This window comes from Pseudomonas quebecensis (assembly GCF_026410085.1).
Lineage (GTDB): Bacteria > Pseudomonadota > Gammaproteobacteria > Pseudomonadales > Pseudomonadaceae > Aquipseudomonas > Aquipseudomonas quebecensis.
The window spans coordinates 426,887-442,291 of the sequence record NZ_CP112866.1; the positions used below are offsets into that span (position 1 = coordinate 426,887).

The following is a 15,405-nucleotide window of genomic DNA, read 5'->3' on the forward strand; positions in this document are numbered from 1 at the left end:
ACCGTTGCGCAGGCGCGTCAGGTCTCCGGGGTCCAGGTCACGCCGAACAGCCACGTCCGGCCTTCCTCGCGATAATCCTGGTTATTCATGAACGCCGGATCGTCATAGCTGTAGCGCGCCCGCACGTAAGACCGGTCCAACAGGTTATCGACCTTCAGCGACAGCGCCACTTGCCGATTGATCGCCCAGCTGCCACGCAGCCCAAGCAACGCATAGCCGCCCAAGCGTTGAGTGTTGTCGGCATCGTCATAACTGCTGCTGATAGCCTGCCAGCTGGCGCCCACGCCAAGTTGATCGAATTGCCGGTCCAGGTCCAGGCTCAACGTGCGCCGTGCGCGACGGGCCAAGGTATAGCCGGTGCTACGGTCGCGCGGATCGATGATCGACAGTCCCAGGTTGCCCTGCCAGCCGAACAGTTCCTGCTTGAGCGCCGCTTCCATGCCGTTGATGCGCGCCGACGCCACGTTCTGCGGCTTGCCCGAGCTGTCGAGGATGATCGCGTCGCTCAAGTCCGTGCGGTACAGCGAGGCTTCCAGGCGTGTGCTGTCACTGAGCTGGCTGCGCCACTGCAACTCGTAGCTCTTGGAGGTTTCGGGCTGCAGATTGGGGTTGCTGTAGTGTGTGTCGGGGTAATACAGGTCGTTGAAGGTCGGCGCGCGAAAGCCTTCGCTGTAGCTCAGCAGCACGTCATTGTCGGGGTTGATGGGCAAAGTCAGCGTGCCACTCCAACTGTTCTGCGCACCGAACTGCTGATTCTGGTCGCGGCGCAGGCCTAGTTCCGTGGAGAACCATTCACTGTGAAAGCGATGCTGCACAAAGGCCGCGCGGTTCCAGCGGCTGTTTTCGCTAAACGCGGTGGAGCCATGGAAGCGATCCTCGTACCAATCGCCGCCGAGGATCAGGCTGTTGTGTTCGTCCAGGGTCAGGTCGTTCTGCCAGTTGATCGAGTCGCGGTAGGTGTTGAACACGCTGAAGTCGTCGCTGAGGGTGTCGCGCTTGGTGTCGCGGTTTTCGCTGTGGCCCAGTTCCAGGCGTGACTGCCAATGCGCATTGAGCGTGGCATCCAGGTAGCCGCTGGCGCTGCTGACGGTGTAATCGGTGTAAGGCTTTTGCCCCAGCGTCTGACCACTGGCGACGTCGTAGCGGCCGAAGCTGTTGTCGTACTCCGATTTGCCACGGTTATCGAGCAGGTTGAAACCAGCCTCCAGCGCATCGCTGAACGAATGGCTGAGATTGAGGCTGAGCGACTGGTTGCGGTAGGCATCGTGGTCGCCGTCACTGGGAAAAGACGCACGGGTCGAGTTGATGCCGGCGGTTTCATCCAGGCTCGCTCCCAGGTTGAACCGCGTGTGTTCGTCCCCGCCTGCCAGACCGAGGCTGCGCTGCCAGGTCCGGCGGTTGCCGAACTCCAGCTTAAGACGCGGCTGCAAGCCTTGCTCGGCGTTGCGCCGGGTGAAGACCTGGATCACCCCGCCTATCGCATCGCTGCCATACATGACTGAGCGCGAACCGCGCAGCACTTCCACGCGCTCGATTTGATCGACATTGAGGTATTGCAGGCCGCTGTCGCCGGAGGTGGTATTGGCGATGCGCTGGCCGTCCACCAGCACCAGGCTTTGGGCGGATTTGGTGCCGCGCAGGTAAATCCCCGGCAAGCTACCGCGCCCGCCGGTGGGCGCCACTTGCACGCCAGGCACACGGCTGAGCAGGTCGGTGAGGCTGGTCGGTTGCAGGCGGTCGATATCGTCGCGGGTGAACACCGTGTTGGCGGCGCTGCTGTCATTGCGCGCCTGCACCTGGCGGTTGGCGCTGATGACCACGTCGGGGAGCTTAAGGGCCTCGTCGCGGGTGTCGGCGAGCAATTGCGGGGAGGGCAGGAGCAGCAAGGCAAGGTACAGGTGTTTCATGAGCTGTCCATGGCGTGGAGGAGGGCACAAACCAAATGTGGGAGAGGGGCTTGCCTCCGATTGCAGGGGGCCAGACTCAGTATCGGTAACTGATCCACCGCTATCGGGGGCAAGCCCCTCCCACATGTTGTTCCAGGTTTTTACAGACCCAGCAGTGCCATGCGGTTGCGCACAGAGGCTTCAATCCCTGCCTCGTCCAGCCCGCACTCAGCCAGCATCTGCGCCGGCTTGGCATGTTCGACGTACACATCCGGCAAGCCCAGGTGCAGCACCGACTTGAGGATATTCTCCCGCGCCAGGTACTCACTGACCGCTGCACCGGCACCACCCATGATGGCGTTTTCTTCAACTGTGACCAGCAACTCATGGCTGCCGGTGATCTCGCGCACCAGGGCTTCGTCCAGGGGTTTGACGAAGCGCATGTCGACCACCGTGGCGTCGATCTTCTCGGCGACTTTCAAGGCTTCGGCCAATTGCACGCCGAATACCAGGAACGCAACCCGGTTGCCCTGGCGACGCACGATACCCTTGCCGATCTCGATGGGTTCAAGGTCTTTTTCGATCACTGCGTTTGGGCCGTTGCCGCGCGGGTAACGCACCGCGGCCGGGCCGTTGTACAGGTGGCCGGTGCTGAGCATCTTGCGCAATTCGTTTTCGTCGCTCGGGGTCATCACCAGCATCCCGGGGATGCAGCGCAGGTAGGACAAATCGAAACTGCCGGCATGCGTCGGGCCGTCTTCTCCCACCAGGCCCGCGCGATCGATGGCGAACAGCACGTCGAGGTTCTGCACCGCGACGTCATGCACCAGTTGGTCGTAACCGCGTTGCAGGAACGTGGAGTAGATCGCAACCACCGGTTTGGCGCCTTCGCAGGCCATGCCGGCGGCGAACGTCACCGCGTGTTGCTCGGCAATCGCCACGTCGAAGTAGCGCAGCGGGAACCGCTCGCTGAACGCCACCAGATCAGAGCCTTCCTTCATCGCCGGGGTAATGCCCACCAGGCGCGAGTCGGCGGCGGCCATGTCGCACAGCCACTCGCCGAACACCCCGGAATACTTCGGCCCGCTGGGCTTTTTCGGCGCGGCGGCGGGAGCGTCCAGCGGTTCGAGCTTGGTGATTGCGTGATAACCGATCGGGTCGACTTCCGCCGGGGCGAAGCCTTTGCCTTTCTTGGTGACGATATGCAGAAACTGCGGGCCCTTGAGGTCACGCATATTGCGCAGCGTGGCGATCAGCGTCGGCAGGTCGTGGCCGTCGATGGGGCCGATGTAGTTCCAGCCCAGCTCCTCGAACAAGGTGCCGGGCACCAGCATGCCCTTGGCGTATTCTTCGGTGCGTCGGGCAATTTCCCACGCGCCGGGCAGACGCGAGAGTACCTTTTTGCTGCCTTCTCGCATGCTGGCGTAGGTGCGGCTCGACAGGATCTTGGCCAGGTAGTTGGACAGGCCGCCAACATTGCGCGAGATCGACATGTCGTTGTCGTTGAGGATCACCAGCATATTGGCGTCCACTTCCGGGGCGTGGTTCAGCGCTTCGAACGCCATGCCGGCGGTGAGTGCGCCATCGCCGATCACTGCAATCGCCTTGCGATCACTGTTTTGCAGGCGGGCGGCAATCGCCATGCCCAGTGCTGCACTGATGGACGTGCTGGAGTGGCCGACGCCAAAGGTGTCGTACTCGCTCTCGGAGCGACGTGGGAAAGCGGCAACACCGTCCTTCTGGCGCAGCGTGCTCATGCGCTCGCGGCGACCGGTCAGGATCTTGTGCGGGTACGCCTGATGGCCCACGTCCCACACCAGCCGGTCGTCCGGGGTGTCGAACACGTAATGCAGGGCGATAGTCAGCTCGATGACGCCCAGGCCGGCACCGAAATGCCCACCGGTCTGGCCGACCGTGTAGAGCAATTCCAGGCGCAATTCATCGGCCAGGGTTTCCAGCTCGGCTTCACCCAGACGACGCAGGCCGTCCGGCGTGGCAGCACGGTCGAGCAGGGGCGTGGACGGGCGCTTGCGGGGAATCTCTTGGAACGTCGTGGGCATCAGGCGAATCGTTATAGGTATAGAAGAGGCGGCAGTTTACCTCAAGCATCGCAAACTGCCCACGCAGAGCGCCGAACTTGGCCGATAGGCGGCCATGATGGCCGTGCCGATCAGTGGCGACGTTCGACGATATACCGCGCCAGGTCGCGCAATGGCTCGGCCGCCGCGTCGAAAGGTCGCAGGGCGGCCAGGGCCTGGTCGCGCAGTTCCAGGGCGTAGGCCTTGGCGGCTTCGAGCCCGAGCAGCGCAGGATAGGTCGGCTTGTCCCGTGCGATATCGGCGCCCTGGCGTTTGCCCAGCGTGGCGGTGTCACTTTCTACGTCGAGAATGTCGTCCTGCACCTGGAACGCCAGGCCAATCGCCTGGGAATAGGTCTGTAACGCCGCCAATTGCGCAGGCTGCGCCTGACCACTGGCCAGCGCGCCCAACTGCACGGCGGCTTCGATCAGCGCGCCGGTCTTGTGGCGATGCATGTGTTCAAGGGCTTGCTGGTCCAGCTTGAGGCTGACCGAGCCCATGTCGATTGCCTGCCCGCCGACCATACCGGCCGGGCCCGCAGCCTGCGCCAGAGTGGTGACCATGCGCAGGCGGATCTCGGCGTTGACGCTGCTCAAGCGCGGGTCCAGCAATGCGCTGAACGCCAGGCTCTGCAGACCATCGCCGGCGAGGATCGCGTAGGCTTCATCGAAGGCTTTATGGGTGGTGGGCTGGCCGCGACGCAGATCGTCGTCGTCCATTGCCGGCAAATCGTCGTGTACCAGTGAGTACGCGTGGATCAACTCCACCGCGCACGCCGCGCCATTAGCCTGTTCGGCCGGCGCGCCCAGCGCCTCGCAGGCCGCATACGCCAGCAACGGGCGCACGCGCTTGCCGCCATTCATCACGCTGTAGCGCATGGCTTCATAGAGGCGATTCATTTCCGGGCTTGGCGCAACAAACAAGGGCTCCAGCGCCGCATTCACCCGGGCTTGGCTACTGGCCTGATACGCGTCGATCATTCCGGCTGTTCCGCGTCGAAAGGTTCTTCGGCCAACTCCCCGTCACGCTCCAGCAACACCTGCACCTTCTGCTCCGCCTGCGCCAACGCGCTCTGGCAGTCACGGGTCAGGCCGATGCCTTGCTCAAACGCCGTCAGCGAGTCCTCCAGCGACAACTCGCCGTTCTCCAGACGCTCGACCAGGGCTTGCAGGTCGGCGAGGGATTGTTCGAAATCGAGTGCAACTTTTTTGCGGGCCATGGCGGCTATTCCGGTAGACGGTAAACCGGCGCGACACTAGCAGACATGGGGATTCTGGGCAAATGAGCGGGGTGTCACTTGCCTGCTGTATTGACCTGATAACGCGTGCTGCGGCCGCCTCCTGGGAGGCGGACCAGGCAGTTTTTTTCCAGCAGGTCCGCCAGGTGTCGCGTCGCTGTCGCCTTGGAGACCTTTGCGACCGCCTGGTACTGCGCCGCGCCGATGCCGTGTTCGAAGCCGTTCTCACCACCGTCGAGCAGTCGATTGAGGACCTTGATCTGTTCAGCCGACAAAGGGACGTCGCGGTGCTGCTGCCAGAACCGACTCTGTTCCAGCACCCGGTCAATCCGCGCCATGGCCTGCTGCACGCTGCGTAACAGGGTTTTAAGGAACCACTCCAGCCAGGCAGTGATATCCAGGGAGTCCTTCTGGCTGGATTCCAGCGCGCTGTAGTAGCCGGTGCGGTCTTCGAGGATGCTGGCTGACATAGCATAGAAACGGATGGCCTGGTGTTCACCCTGGGCCAGTGCCAAATCGGTGATAGCGCGTGTCAGGCGACCATTGCCGTCATCGAAGGGGGGCAGTGTGACAAACCAGAAGTGCGCGACACGACTTGCATTGGCTCATCTCCCCTCAAGGATCCAATATTGAGCGCTCGAGCGGCATAGCCCGCTTCCGGGGCCGGGAACAATAAGTGATGCCAGTTCAATGGGCGGGCGAGGGTAAACGGCTGGGTGAATTGTTGAGTGGCATCCATCATCAACTCGGCGAGGCCTTCGCTGCGGCGGCTTACCTGACCGTCTTCCATCGCTTCCAGGCCCATCCGCCTTGCCAGGGACGAGCGCACCGAGCCGACATTCAACTGTTCACCCTCAATCGCCGAGGACGTCAGGATATTTTGCAGCAGCGCATCCAGTTCATTCTGTGCGCTGACCGGCTGGCTGACGGAGCCGAGCATGCCCAGCAACTTGCCCTGGGCTTGTCCGCACTCGCGCAGCAACGCCGCGAGGCGACCGGGTTGCCAGTGGAAGTGAGGCCAGTCGGCGTGTTGCCAGATCCAGTGCGGATGAGCCATGGTGGAATGCCTGGGGTGCGTGAGCCGAATAAAGAGGTTATTCGGCTCATTTGGTGAGCCGATTGTGCTGCGGATTTGGCTCAGGGTCTAGGCTGGTGGTGGTGTTTTCGTAAGTGCACCATGAAATCCATATCAGTTACCTGTATCTTCATTTCACTTCTTTCATCTGCGCCCTGAGTGAGTTCGCTGTGGTTTTAGTTGCGCCGTTGATAAGGGTGATAAAAGGTTCTTTATCAGGTGCATGCATTAGGCTAGTGGAAAAACAGTCCTGTGTAGCTTTTGATTTTGACGGTGTTCAGGTGGATCAGTTTTTATCACTGATGAGTTTTAAGGGGAATGTCATATCTCTTGTGCGCTATAGCTGCCAGCAACTACGAGAAGAATTTTTTCTCCGCCATTACTCGATGTAAAACAGTAAGTTATCCCAGTTTCGCCAGGTTCTAGTCTGGTTGCTTCTTGCGAAAGCCATGTGTTTACCTCTTCGTACATATCACATATTTCGGTGCCGACAGCGCCTAAGCCTTGAAAGGCAACTAGATCGTTGAAGGTTATCTCCCATCGTCTTTCCTGCCAGTCTGTAAACTCCATTATCAATGTATTGCGGTTGCATATCAGTTTTTCAATTGTTCCATCTGCCACAGGGAATTTTTTCATGTCAGCTTCCTGGATGTTTTTCACCCGGTAAAAATCCGGTTCCGTGCCCTTCTTCGTAATTATGTGGTAGTACTTTTATTACTAGACTGTTTCTTTCAGCCTGTCTCCAACTGGAGTCGTTGGGCTTTAGCTCTATGTGATAGTGCTCGCCGTGATGTCTCTGTACGAATACACCCTCATCTCCCGGATGGCTCTCAAATCTTATCCGGGTATTACTGTTAGGTTTCCACTCCATTCGCTGAGTGTCATGCCTTGTCGTGGAGACTTTTGGCGCTACTCCTAGCACGTCTGTTAAATCATTAGGATCGCTTGGAAAATGAGAGTGGGCAGTGGGTAGGCTTGGCTGTCCATCATTGTGTCGCGGTACAGGCTCGTCAACACTCAACGATGGTTTACATTCGTTATTCCCTGGGCATGTACTCAGTCCCAGCGGATCCACCCATTTCGTAGGATTGGGCACGTACTGGTAGGTATTAATCCCACCCGCCAACTTCACGGGGTCCGGTGTGAGGTAACGACCAATATCGGGATTGTAGTAGCGATGGCGGTTGTAGTGCAGCCCGCTTTCCGGATCGAAGTACTGGCCTTGAAAACGTAGCGGGTTGTCGAGTTTGCTTACGTCGAAACGGCTGATCTGGCCGTAGGCGCGATAGTGCGCGGACCAGACGATTTCGCCATCCGGGGTGGTGAGTTCCTGGGGTGTGCCGAGGTGGTCGAGTTGGTAGTGGTAGGGTTTTGTCTCTTTGGGGCCGAAGCCTTCTAAAAGTGCCAACGGCCGAAAGCTGTCGGGTTCGTAGAGGTAACTGCGATGGCGGTCGGCCTGGTGTTCGGCAATCAGCTTGTCGCCTTGCCAGAAAAACTCCGTCGTTATGCCGTCCACGGTTTTGCTGATGCGTCGCCCAAACGGGTCGTAGCGATAGCTCGCGGTTTGGCCGTTGGGTTGGGTGATGCCGATCAGCCGATGCTGGCAGTCGTAGCGGTATTCCGTGACGAGTTGCCGGCCCTTGCCACGCCGTTCCTGGATCAGGTTGCCGAAGGCGTCGTAGGTGTAGTGGCGGTCGCCCTGGATCATCAGGCGGTTGCCGGCGACGATGTCGGGGCCGGGGCGGTTTTGCATCAGCAGGTTGCCGGCCGGGTTGTGGGCGAAACGTTCCTGTACGTCGTGGGAATGGTCGGCGCGGGTCAGGCGCTGGAGCGGGTCGTAGCGGTAGTGGTGTTCGCCTTTGCGGGTGTCGAGCAGGCGGGTGAGGTTGCCGGCTTGGTCGTAGTCGTATTGGCGCTGGTAGAGCGGATGGGTCTGGTGGGTGACGGCGTGGGCGTGCAGGCGCTGCTGGTCGTCGTAGTGGTAGTGGCTGAGCAGTTGGCCTTGTTGGCGCTGATGTTCGCGGCCTTTGCTGAACAGGTGTGAGGTCAGCGGTTTGCCGTTGAGTTCGACGGTGGCAAGATGCCCGCCCTTGTCGTGGTTGAACGCCACGCGGTTGTTGTCCGGCAGGCGCAAATGTTTGAGCTGGCCGCAGGCGTCGTAGCTATAGCGCAGGGTGCCCCAGCCCTGGTGTTCGGCGGTGAGGCGGTTTTGGCGGTCGTACTCGTAGGCCAACGCCCAGTGGCCGTCGTCGACGCTGAGAAGATTGCCTTGGCGGTCGTAGGCATATTCAACGACGCTGCCATCGGGCAGGGTTTTTCGTACGAGGCGACCGGCGTGGTCGCGCGCATAACGGGTAATGCGCTGACTGCCGTCGTCGCCGTGTTCGGTCTTTTCCTGCAGGTGGCCGTTGAGGTCGTAGGTGTACGCGGTGCGTTGGCCGTCGAAGCCGGTTTCCTGCCGGATCAGGCCATTGGGGTGGTAGTCGAGTTGGTAGATTTCGCCGACTTCGTTTTCGATTTCGGTCAGCAACAACCGCACGTTGTCGTAGCGGTAGTTGACCTGAGTGCCATCGGCGTTGAGGCGGCGGCTGATCAGGTGCAGGCCGTCGGCGTAGTCGTAGCGGGTGATGTGCCCGAGTTCGTCGCGTTCGGCGGTGATTTTGCCGTAGGGGTTGTAGCTGTATTCGCGGGTGGCACCGCCTGGCAGGGTCAGACGAGTCAGCCGACCCACAGCGTCCCACTGATACTGGCTCAGCGCGCCGAATTCATCCTCGCGGGCCACCTCGCGGCCCAGGTCGTCATAGCGATAGCGCTTGATCCCGCCATTGGGTAGTTGCTCCTCAATGAGCTGACCGCGTTCATTCCACACCAGCCGATGGCAGCTGTGATCCGGGTACCAAACCCCGGTCAGTTGTCCGTATTTGTTGTAGCTGTAATCCGTGACATGCCCATCGGGATCGATCTTACGAACGACATCGCCCTGGTCATTGCGCTCGTATTTCCAGACCGCCTCACCCCGGCGCACCACCCGTACGAAACCGTTGTCATGCTCGTAGGTTGTTGGCTCATCATCCCCAGGAAATAACGCCACCAAGCGTCCGGCTTCGTCGTACTGATACGCCGTCACCGCCCCCAGCGGGTCCTGCTCGACTGTCAGCCGGCCTTTTTCGTCGTAGGATTTGAAGTGCTGCGCGCCATCGGGATCGATACGTTGCACCAGGCGTGCGCGTTCATCGTGGACATACACTTCCTGGCTGCCATCGGCGTTATGCACCGTGACGCGGCCGTCATCACCCCAGGCATAGCGCGTGTCCATCTGCGAGAAGCTGGCCCAATGCCGTATGCATCTCGCCGCCTTGCCAGCCCGTTCCCACGCCCAGAAGAAACTCGCCCCACCGGCCAGTCCACGCTCAACAATGACGTGCTGATCGTCGTAGCGGTACACCTCGCTTTCACCGACGGCATTGGTCGCCGAGACCAGTCGGCCCAGGTTGTCATAGGCGTAGGAAACAACGTTCTGCTCGGTGAGCCATTCGTAAGGCTCATGCTCCTTGGCGCGCTGAATCTGGTAGTCCACCGCGACAATGCGACCGGACGAGTAGCGCAGAAACAACGAGCGACCAACCCCGTTATCCACTCGCTCGATACGCCCGGAAAAATCCCGGGCAATCCGCAGCCGGTTGTCATACGCATCACTGATTGAGACCAATGCGCCATCGCGAAAGTGATAAAACCGTGACGCCTGCGCCAGCACCAATTCATCCGGCGAATCCCCCAGATAGATCGCCGCTTCGGCCAAGCTATTAGTGATCGCCGGTCGCACAGAGGTGGGCAAGGGCAGGGTGATCGACCGGTTCTCATGATCCGTCCACACCACCGAATCGCCCGACACACAAAGCCGCTGCGCCAACGCATGGCTCCAGCCAAACCCCAACCCGACATCCACTTCCACCGCACTGGTGCGATACAGCCGCGTCCATTCAAACGGCAAAATCCCATCCAACGTGCCATCGGTCAGCGTCAACAGTTCCTCCCCGGTAACCATCGACACCGGGCAGCCGTTGGTGACGGTCTTATCCGAAGAGGCCGCCGCATCGCCCTTCGGATTCGTCGATACAGCAGGCACATCATCCACAGGCTCTTTTTGCTTAAGCACCGCGTTCTGCCGCGCCCGCCAGCGCATCTGCAGCGTGCCTTGCTTCACCCCGCCGACCACGCCGCGAACCGCTACCGCTTTGTAGCGATCCACCGCCTGCATGAACTTCGTCAGAATCGCCAGCACGCTCTGAACAAAACCTACAGCCGCCTTAACAATCTGTGCGCCATACCTGGCCAGCCGCAGGCTCAAATACGCCACAGCCGCCGCCGGCAATGCGATGGTCAGCACCGCGCCAATCACCAGGTCAATCAGCAGCGACACCACAAACCCAGCGGCCACTTGCGCAATCTCACTGGGCGGCAATGCGTCCAACCAGATCATCGCCGTGCGCACCAGCAGGAACAGCGCCGCCTCATCACTCGCGAGCAACATCGCCTGTGCCATGACCTTGGGCGCATCGGTGGCGATTTGTGCGAGCTTGGTCGCTTCAGCCCCCAGCTGTTCGACGTACTTCAACGGGTCTTCAAGCATCGCCTGCACCAGCTTGATGCTGTCCCACACGTCCCGGATCGCGGCCCAACTGCCCGCCAGCACGCCGTTGCCAATCGCACTGGCCGTGGACTGCTGCCAATGCGGCTTGAAGCCTTGCCACTGTTCGCGGAGCCACCGCTCCAGGTCCGCCATCAGCCCGGCGTAGGAGGCGAACAACGCATCCACCTGCTCCTGGGAAACACCGCCCTGTACCCGCACCTGATAGCGCCCGCCAGCGGCGCAGTGGTGTGAGCCCTTGCCGTGCTCATCCAGCATGACCCGCGTGGAACTGCCGTCATCCAACCCGATCACTTCGACTGGAATGTCGCCAATCGGCACGTCATACATCGAGTCGAATGTGCTCTCTATCTTCAGCTCGCCGCCCAACTGGCACACGGCAACACTGCCGATAAAGTTCGGGTCGCTTATGCTCACGGTTGTCTGCGAGTCACCGACGCGCAACACCCGATCCATCCCCAGCAACGACGGCATATCTGCCGCATGGCTCACCGAATCCAGCGCCCGCGAATACCAGGCGCCCATCTGCTGGCGATAAGTCACCAGGCTCTGATGAAAGCCATCCAGCTCATGTTCGATAGAGGCAATGTGGGAAGCGTGGGTCATCCGTGACGTCTCGGCAGAGGGCAAGGCGTCGGAGTCTGCCGCAGTAAAAAGCGGCTGGATGAACGGCGGGAAAAATCAGAAAGGGCTTACGAAGGTCGCGTAATAGTCAGCCCCAATCACAGTTGGGGGCTACTTCAAATGGCGATCATGCTCATTGACGAGCAGTGCTTTGTGCTTCTTTAAGTTGGAGTTCAAATTCAATCAGTCCAGCCTGCATCCTCTGCAATACGGCGATTTGCCTAGCCAGGTCTCGCTTCTTAAATTGGCAATAGCGTGTTCTGCTCGATCCCAGGGCAAAGCATTGGCCTCTCCCTTTTCCAAATCGTCCGCCGACCTGCTTCAGAGAGTGTTGCAATAAGCAGATTTGCAGTTGCCAGTAGGACCGTTCTGTAAGATGTGTCGGGCAGCTCCTTAAGCGCTTACGACCCCTTGTTACTGCAAAGGCCTCTGACTAGCCTGCCGAAAACTCAAGAGTGAAACAGGCATGAGCGAAAGGTCTATCCGTTTGACGGCGCCTCCGACGGGCTACAGCGATTGGCTGACCGGCCTTAAAAAGCGCATCCACGTGGCACAACAGCGTGCGTCACTGGCAGTCAATCGAGAAATGGTGCTCCTTTACTGGAATATCGGTCACGAGATTTTGACCCGCCATAACCAGCAGGGGTGGGGGAGCAAGGTTATTGATCGTCTTGCTCAAGATTTGTGTACGAGTTTTCCCTGCATGAAAGGTTTTTCGCCCCGCAACCTGAAGTACATGCGTGCATTTGCTGAAGCTTGGCCGGATTCGGAATTGTGCAACAGGCTGCTGCACAATTGCCGTGGGGCCACAATGTGGTCCTGCTCGACAAACTTCCGCGGCCAGAATCCCGTCGTTGGTACATCGCGCAGGCGATTGAACACAGTTGGTCCCGCAACACGCTGGTGATGCAAATCGAAACTCGCCTACTGGAGCGCACGGGTAAAGCAGTCAGCAATTTCGAAAGCCACCTGCCCAAGCCACAATCCGACCTGGCGCGTGAGTCGCTGAAAGATCCTTATCGTTTTGATTTTCTCAGTCTGGCCCTGGATGCGCAGGAGCGCGACATAGAAAATGCCCTGATCAAACACGTCACCGACTTTCTGTTGGAGTTGGGCGCTGGTTTTGCGTTCGTCGGCCAACAAGTTCTCTTGGATGTGGGTGGCGATGAGTTCTTCGTTGATCTGTTGTTCTACCACGTGAAGCTGCGTTGCTACGTGGTGATCGAGCTCAAGGCGGGAAAATTTAAGCCTGAACATCTAGGCAAGCTGAGCTTTTACCTTGCTGCTGTAGATGCTCAGCTTAGGCATCCGCAAGATGGGCCAACGATTGGCCTATTATTGTGCAAGAGCAAGAACGCGGTGGTAGCTGAGTATGCACTGCGCGATAACAACCGACGTATCGGAGTGGCGGAATATCAACTGGTAGGGACATTACCCGCAGAGCTGCAAACCAGTTTGCCAAGCATCGAGCAAATTGAGCGGGAACTGGCGGGTTAAGCTCGGTTGAATAACGAAAGCCTGCTTTTAAGGGCAGGCTTATCGCGAATCTCGGCTGACTTACTTCTGATGAGCCGTCAGCGCCGCATACCCATTCATCAAGTTGCGATAGTTGGGAATGCGCTGGGACAACAAATTCCCCAGGCCTTCGATATCGTTGCGCCAGTCGCGGTGCAGCTCACAGGCCACCGAGAACCAGTTCATCAACTGCGCACCGGCCTGTGTCATGCGGCTCCACGCCGCCTGCTGCACCGTGGTGTTGAACGTGCCGGAAGCATCGGTTACTACAAACACCTCAAACCCTTCCGCCAGCGCCGACAAGGTCGGGAACGCTACGCAGACATCCGTGACCACACCGGCAATGATGATCTGCTTGCGCCCGGTGGCCTTGATTGCCTTGACGAAATCTTCGTTGTCCCACGCATTGATCTGGCCAGGGCGGGCGATGTACGGCGCGTCCGGGAACATCTCTTTCAGCTCCGGCACCAGCGGGCCGTTGGGGCCCTGTTCGAAACTGGTGGTGAGGATGGTCGGCAGGTTGAAGAACTTGGCCAGGTCGGCCAGGGCCAGTACGTTGTTCTTGAACTCGTTGGGCGAGAAGTCCTGAACCAGGGAGATCAGGCCGGTCTGGTGGTCGACCAGCAGGACTACGGCGTCGTCTTTGTTGAGGCGGTTGTAGGTTGCAGTGCTCATGGTTGAATCCTTTTTGTTTAAGTGGGTTAGGGCGTTGCGTTCAACATGGGCACAGATTAATGGGTGGCGACGGCATGATAAATCGTCTGATATGGGTAATACCGTCAACTCAAAGGTGACAATTTCGGTCATTTAGCAGCAGCGATCTTTAGCGTCACTGAAAGAAGTGCGACAAAAAATCTCACGCGTGAGCTATTGAGCCTGCTGAAAATTGCCTGTAGATTTTCTCACGCGTGAGTTTTTCACAGCGAGGTCAGCACCATGAAAAGCAGCTCTCTATCGAACCCGTCCCCGGGGGCCGATACCGATTCAACCCGTCTTCAGGGAGAGCGCTTGAAACCGTCGGTCAAAAAGCCATCAAGCTTCTACATGAAGCAAATGCGCGCAGGCCTGGCGGCCGCCGGCTATGTGAAACACGAGACTTGGGTGCTTCCCGAAAATCGAAGCCTGCTCAAGCAAATGGAGAAACAGCTTCGCCAGCCGATTCTGGTTGGTTCATTCATGTCGGAGAATTTCATGAGCGCAGGTACCAACTGGAATATCGATCGCCTCTTCACCGCTCTTCAGGCCCTGGACGAGGTGATGTCCAAGGACATTACGCTGTCTCTGGTCCAAGGCTCCGAATCCAGCATCAAGCTGGAAATGAACGACTTCGGTGGCTTGCCGATTTACATCGCGGTGGTGGGCGAGCAGATCATCGTCGATACCGTGCTGGTCGATGCCGAGTCCATCAACGATGTCGCAACATTTAATGACGCGGTGTTGCGCAGCCGGGAGATGTTCCCGCTGTCTTCGATCGGTATCGAGACCATGCCGAACGGGCAAGTGGTCTACAACATGTTCGGCGCATTGAGCTCCGACTCCAGCCTGACCAATATCGTGACCGAGGTGAAAACCCTCGTCGACAACGTGCAGCGCGCCAGCGAAGCCTTCGAACGTTTCTTCAATTAAGTACTCGGGAGTATCCAATGACTCAGTCCATCTGGAGCAAATTGTTCACCGCGCTGCGTGGCGGTGCCAACGAAGTCGGCGAATCGATCGTCGACCAACAGGCCCTGCGCATCCTCGATCAGGAAATTCGCGATGCCGACACCGCGCTGGCCAACGCCAAGCGTGAGCTGGTCAGTATCATGGCCAAGCACAAATTGGCGACTGATCGCGTCAACGAGTACGACGCCAAGATCAAGGACCTGGAGTCCAAGGCAGTGGCGGCCCTGCAGGCCAATCGTGAAGACCTCGCCCTGGAAGTGGCCGAAGCGATTTCGACCCTGAGCAACGAGCGGGATGTCGAGCATAAGCAAGCCATTGAGTTCGGTGGCTATGCGGAAGGCATGCGCAAGGACATCACCAAGGCCGAAAGCCGGATCAAAAGCCTGCGTCAGCAAGTGGATATGGCCAAGGCTCGCGACAGCGTACAGAAGGCCCAGGTCAGCGCCTCCATCGCCAGCGGCGGTGCCAACGGCAAGCTGGAAACCGCCGTCGGTACGCTGAATCGTTTGCAGGCCAAGCAGCAGCAACGCGCCGCTGAACTGCAAGCCCAGGATGAGCTGGCTGACGCTTCGACGGGGACCGATCTGGAGCGCAAGCTGCGCGACGCCGGCATCACGCCTGATGAAGGCAGCGCCAATGCGATTCTGGAGCGCCTGAAGCAAAAGTCGGCGGAGTAA

General features: G+C 59.2%; 9 protein-coding genes and 2 pseudogenes. 3 read left to right on the forward strand and 8 right to left on the reverse strand.

Features of this window, described 5'->3' with window-relative positions; all coding sequences use genetic code 11:
• Positions 1-17 precede the first annotated feature (17 nt).
• From OSC50_RS02080 to OSC50_RS02110, 7 genes and pseudogenes are all read right to left on the reverse strand, one after another.
• Positions 18-1,907: a TonB-dependent receptor domain-containing protein gene (locus OSC50_RS02080; protein ID WP_266246970.1), complete on the reverse strand. Its 1,890-nt coding sequence runs from the start codon at positions 1,905-1,907 to the stop codon at positions 18-20.
• A gap of 140 nt (positions 1,908-2,047) precedes the next feature.
• Entirely contained in the window at positions 2,048-3,946 is a 1,899-nt protein-coding gene (gene dxs, locus OSC50_RS02085) for a 1-deoxy-D-xylulose-5-phosphate synthase (protein WP_266246968.1), read from the reverse strand.
• Positions 3,947-4,056: 110 nt separating this feature from the next.
• On the reverse strand, positions 4,057-4,944 hold the full coding sequence (ispA, locus tag OSC50_RS02090; RefSeq protein WP_253509569.1) for a (2E,6E)-farnesyl diphosphate synthase: 888 nt from the start codon (positions 4,942-4,944) through the stop codon (positions 4,057-4,059).
• Complete coding sequence (locus OSC50_RS02095) at positions 4,941-5,183, reverse strand: exodeoxyribonuclease VII small subunit (RefSeq protein ID WP_003194556.1); 243 nt, start codon at positions 5,181-5,183, stop codon at positions 4,941-4,943. Before OSC50_RS02095 ends, ispA begins: the two co-directional genes overlap by 4 nt.
• 74 nt (positions 5,184-5,257) lie before the next feature.
• Positions 5,258-6,258 (reverse strand): annotated as a pseudogene (locus tag OSC50_RS02100) (Fic family protein).
• A 339-nt stretch (positions 6,259-6,597) separates the two neighbouring features.
• On the reverse strand, positions 6,598-6,912 hold the full coding sequence (locus OSC50_RS02105; RefSeq protein WP_266246965.1) for a hypothetical protein: 315 nt from the start codon (positions 6,910-6,912) through the stop codon (positions 6,598-6,600).
• A gap of 1 nt (position 6,913) precedes the next feature.
• On the reverse strand, positions 6,914-11,530 hold the full coding sequence (locus OSC50_RS02110) for an RHS repeat-associated core domain-containing protein (RefSeq protein WP_266246963.1): 4,617 nt from the start codon (positions 11,528-11,530) through the stop codon (positions 6,914-6,916).
• 484 nt (positions 11,531-12,014) lie between these two features.
• Here OSC50_RS02110 and OSC50_RS02115 point away from each other — a divergent pair.
• Positions 12,015-13,045 (forward strand): annotated as a pseudogene (locus tag OSC50_RS02115) (PDDEXK nuclease domain-containing protein).
• A gap of 60 nt (positions 13,046-13,105) precedes the next feature.
• On the opposite strand, the gene ycaC reads toward OSC50_RS02115, so the two are convergent.
• Positions 13,106-13,738 carry an isochorismate family cysteine hydrolase YcaC gene (gene ycaC / locus OSC50_RS02120; RefSeq protein ID WP_093514305.1) on the reverse strand — a complete coding sequence of 211 codons (633 nt, stop codon included), beginning with the start codon at positions 13,736-13,738 and terminating at the stop codon, positions 13,106-13,108.
• 369 nt (positions 13,739-14,107) lie between these two features.
• Here ycaC and OSC50_RS02125 point away from each other — a divergent pair, with 369 nt between their 5' ends.
• Both OSC50_RS02125 and OSC50_RS02130 read left to right on the forward strand, forming a co-directional pair.
• A complete protein-coding gene (locus OSC50_RS02125) occupies positions 14,108-14,689 on the forward strand; it encodes a YjfI family protein (protein WP_266247530.1) in 582 nt (193 codons plus the stop codon).
• 17 nt (positions 14,690-14,706) lie between these two features.
• Entirely contained in the window at positions 14,707-15,405 is a 699-nt protein-coding gene (locus tag OSC50_RS02130; RefSeq protein WP_266246959.1) for a PspA/IM30 family protein, read from the forward strand.

Bases quoted from the DNA above. Each gene is read 5' to 3' on its own strand.
- OSC50_RS02080 (WP_266246970.1), bottom strand. From the start codon at position 1,907: ATGAAACACCTGTACCTTGCCTTGCTGCTCCTGCCCTCCCCGCAATTG.
- dxs (WP_266246968.1), bottom strand. From the start codon at position 3,946: ATGCCCACGACGTTCCAAGAGATTCCCCGCAAGCGCCCGTCCACGCCC.
- ispA (WP_253509569.1), bottom strand. From the start codon at position 4,944: ATGATCGACGCGTATCAGGCCAGTAGCCAAGCCCGGGTGAATGCGGCG.
- OSC50_RS02095 (WP_003194556.1), bottom strand. From the start codon at position 5,183: ATGGCCCGCAAAAAAGTTGCACTCGATTTCGAACAATCCCTCGCCGAC.
- OSC50_RS02105 (WP_266246965.1), bottom strand. From the start codon at position 6,912: ATGAAAAAATTCCCTGTGGCAGATGGAACAATTGAAAAACTGATATGC.
- OSC50_RS02110 (WP_266246963.1), bottom strand. From the start codon at position 11,530: ATGACCCACGCTTCCCACATTGCCTCTATCGAACATGAGCTGGATGGC.
- ycaC (WP_093514305.1), bottom strand. From the start codon at position 13,738: ATGAGCACTGCAACCTACAACCGCCTCAACAAAGACGACGCCGTAGTC.
- OSC50_RS02125 (WP_266247530.1), top strand. From the start codon at position 14,108: ATGAAGCAAATGCGCGCAGGCCTGGCGGCCGCCGGCTATGTGAAACAC.
- OSC50_RS02130 (WP_266246959.1), top strand. From the start codon at position 14,707: ATGACTCAGTCCATCTGGAGCAAATTGTTCACCGCGCTGCGTGGCGGT.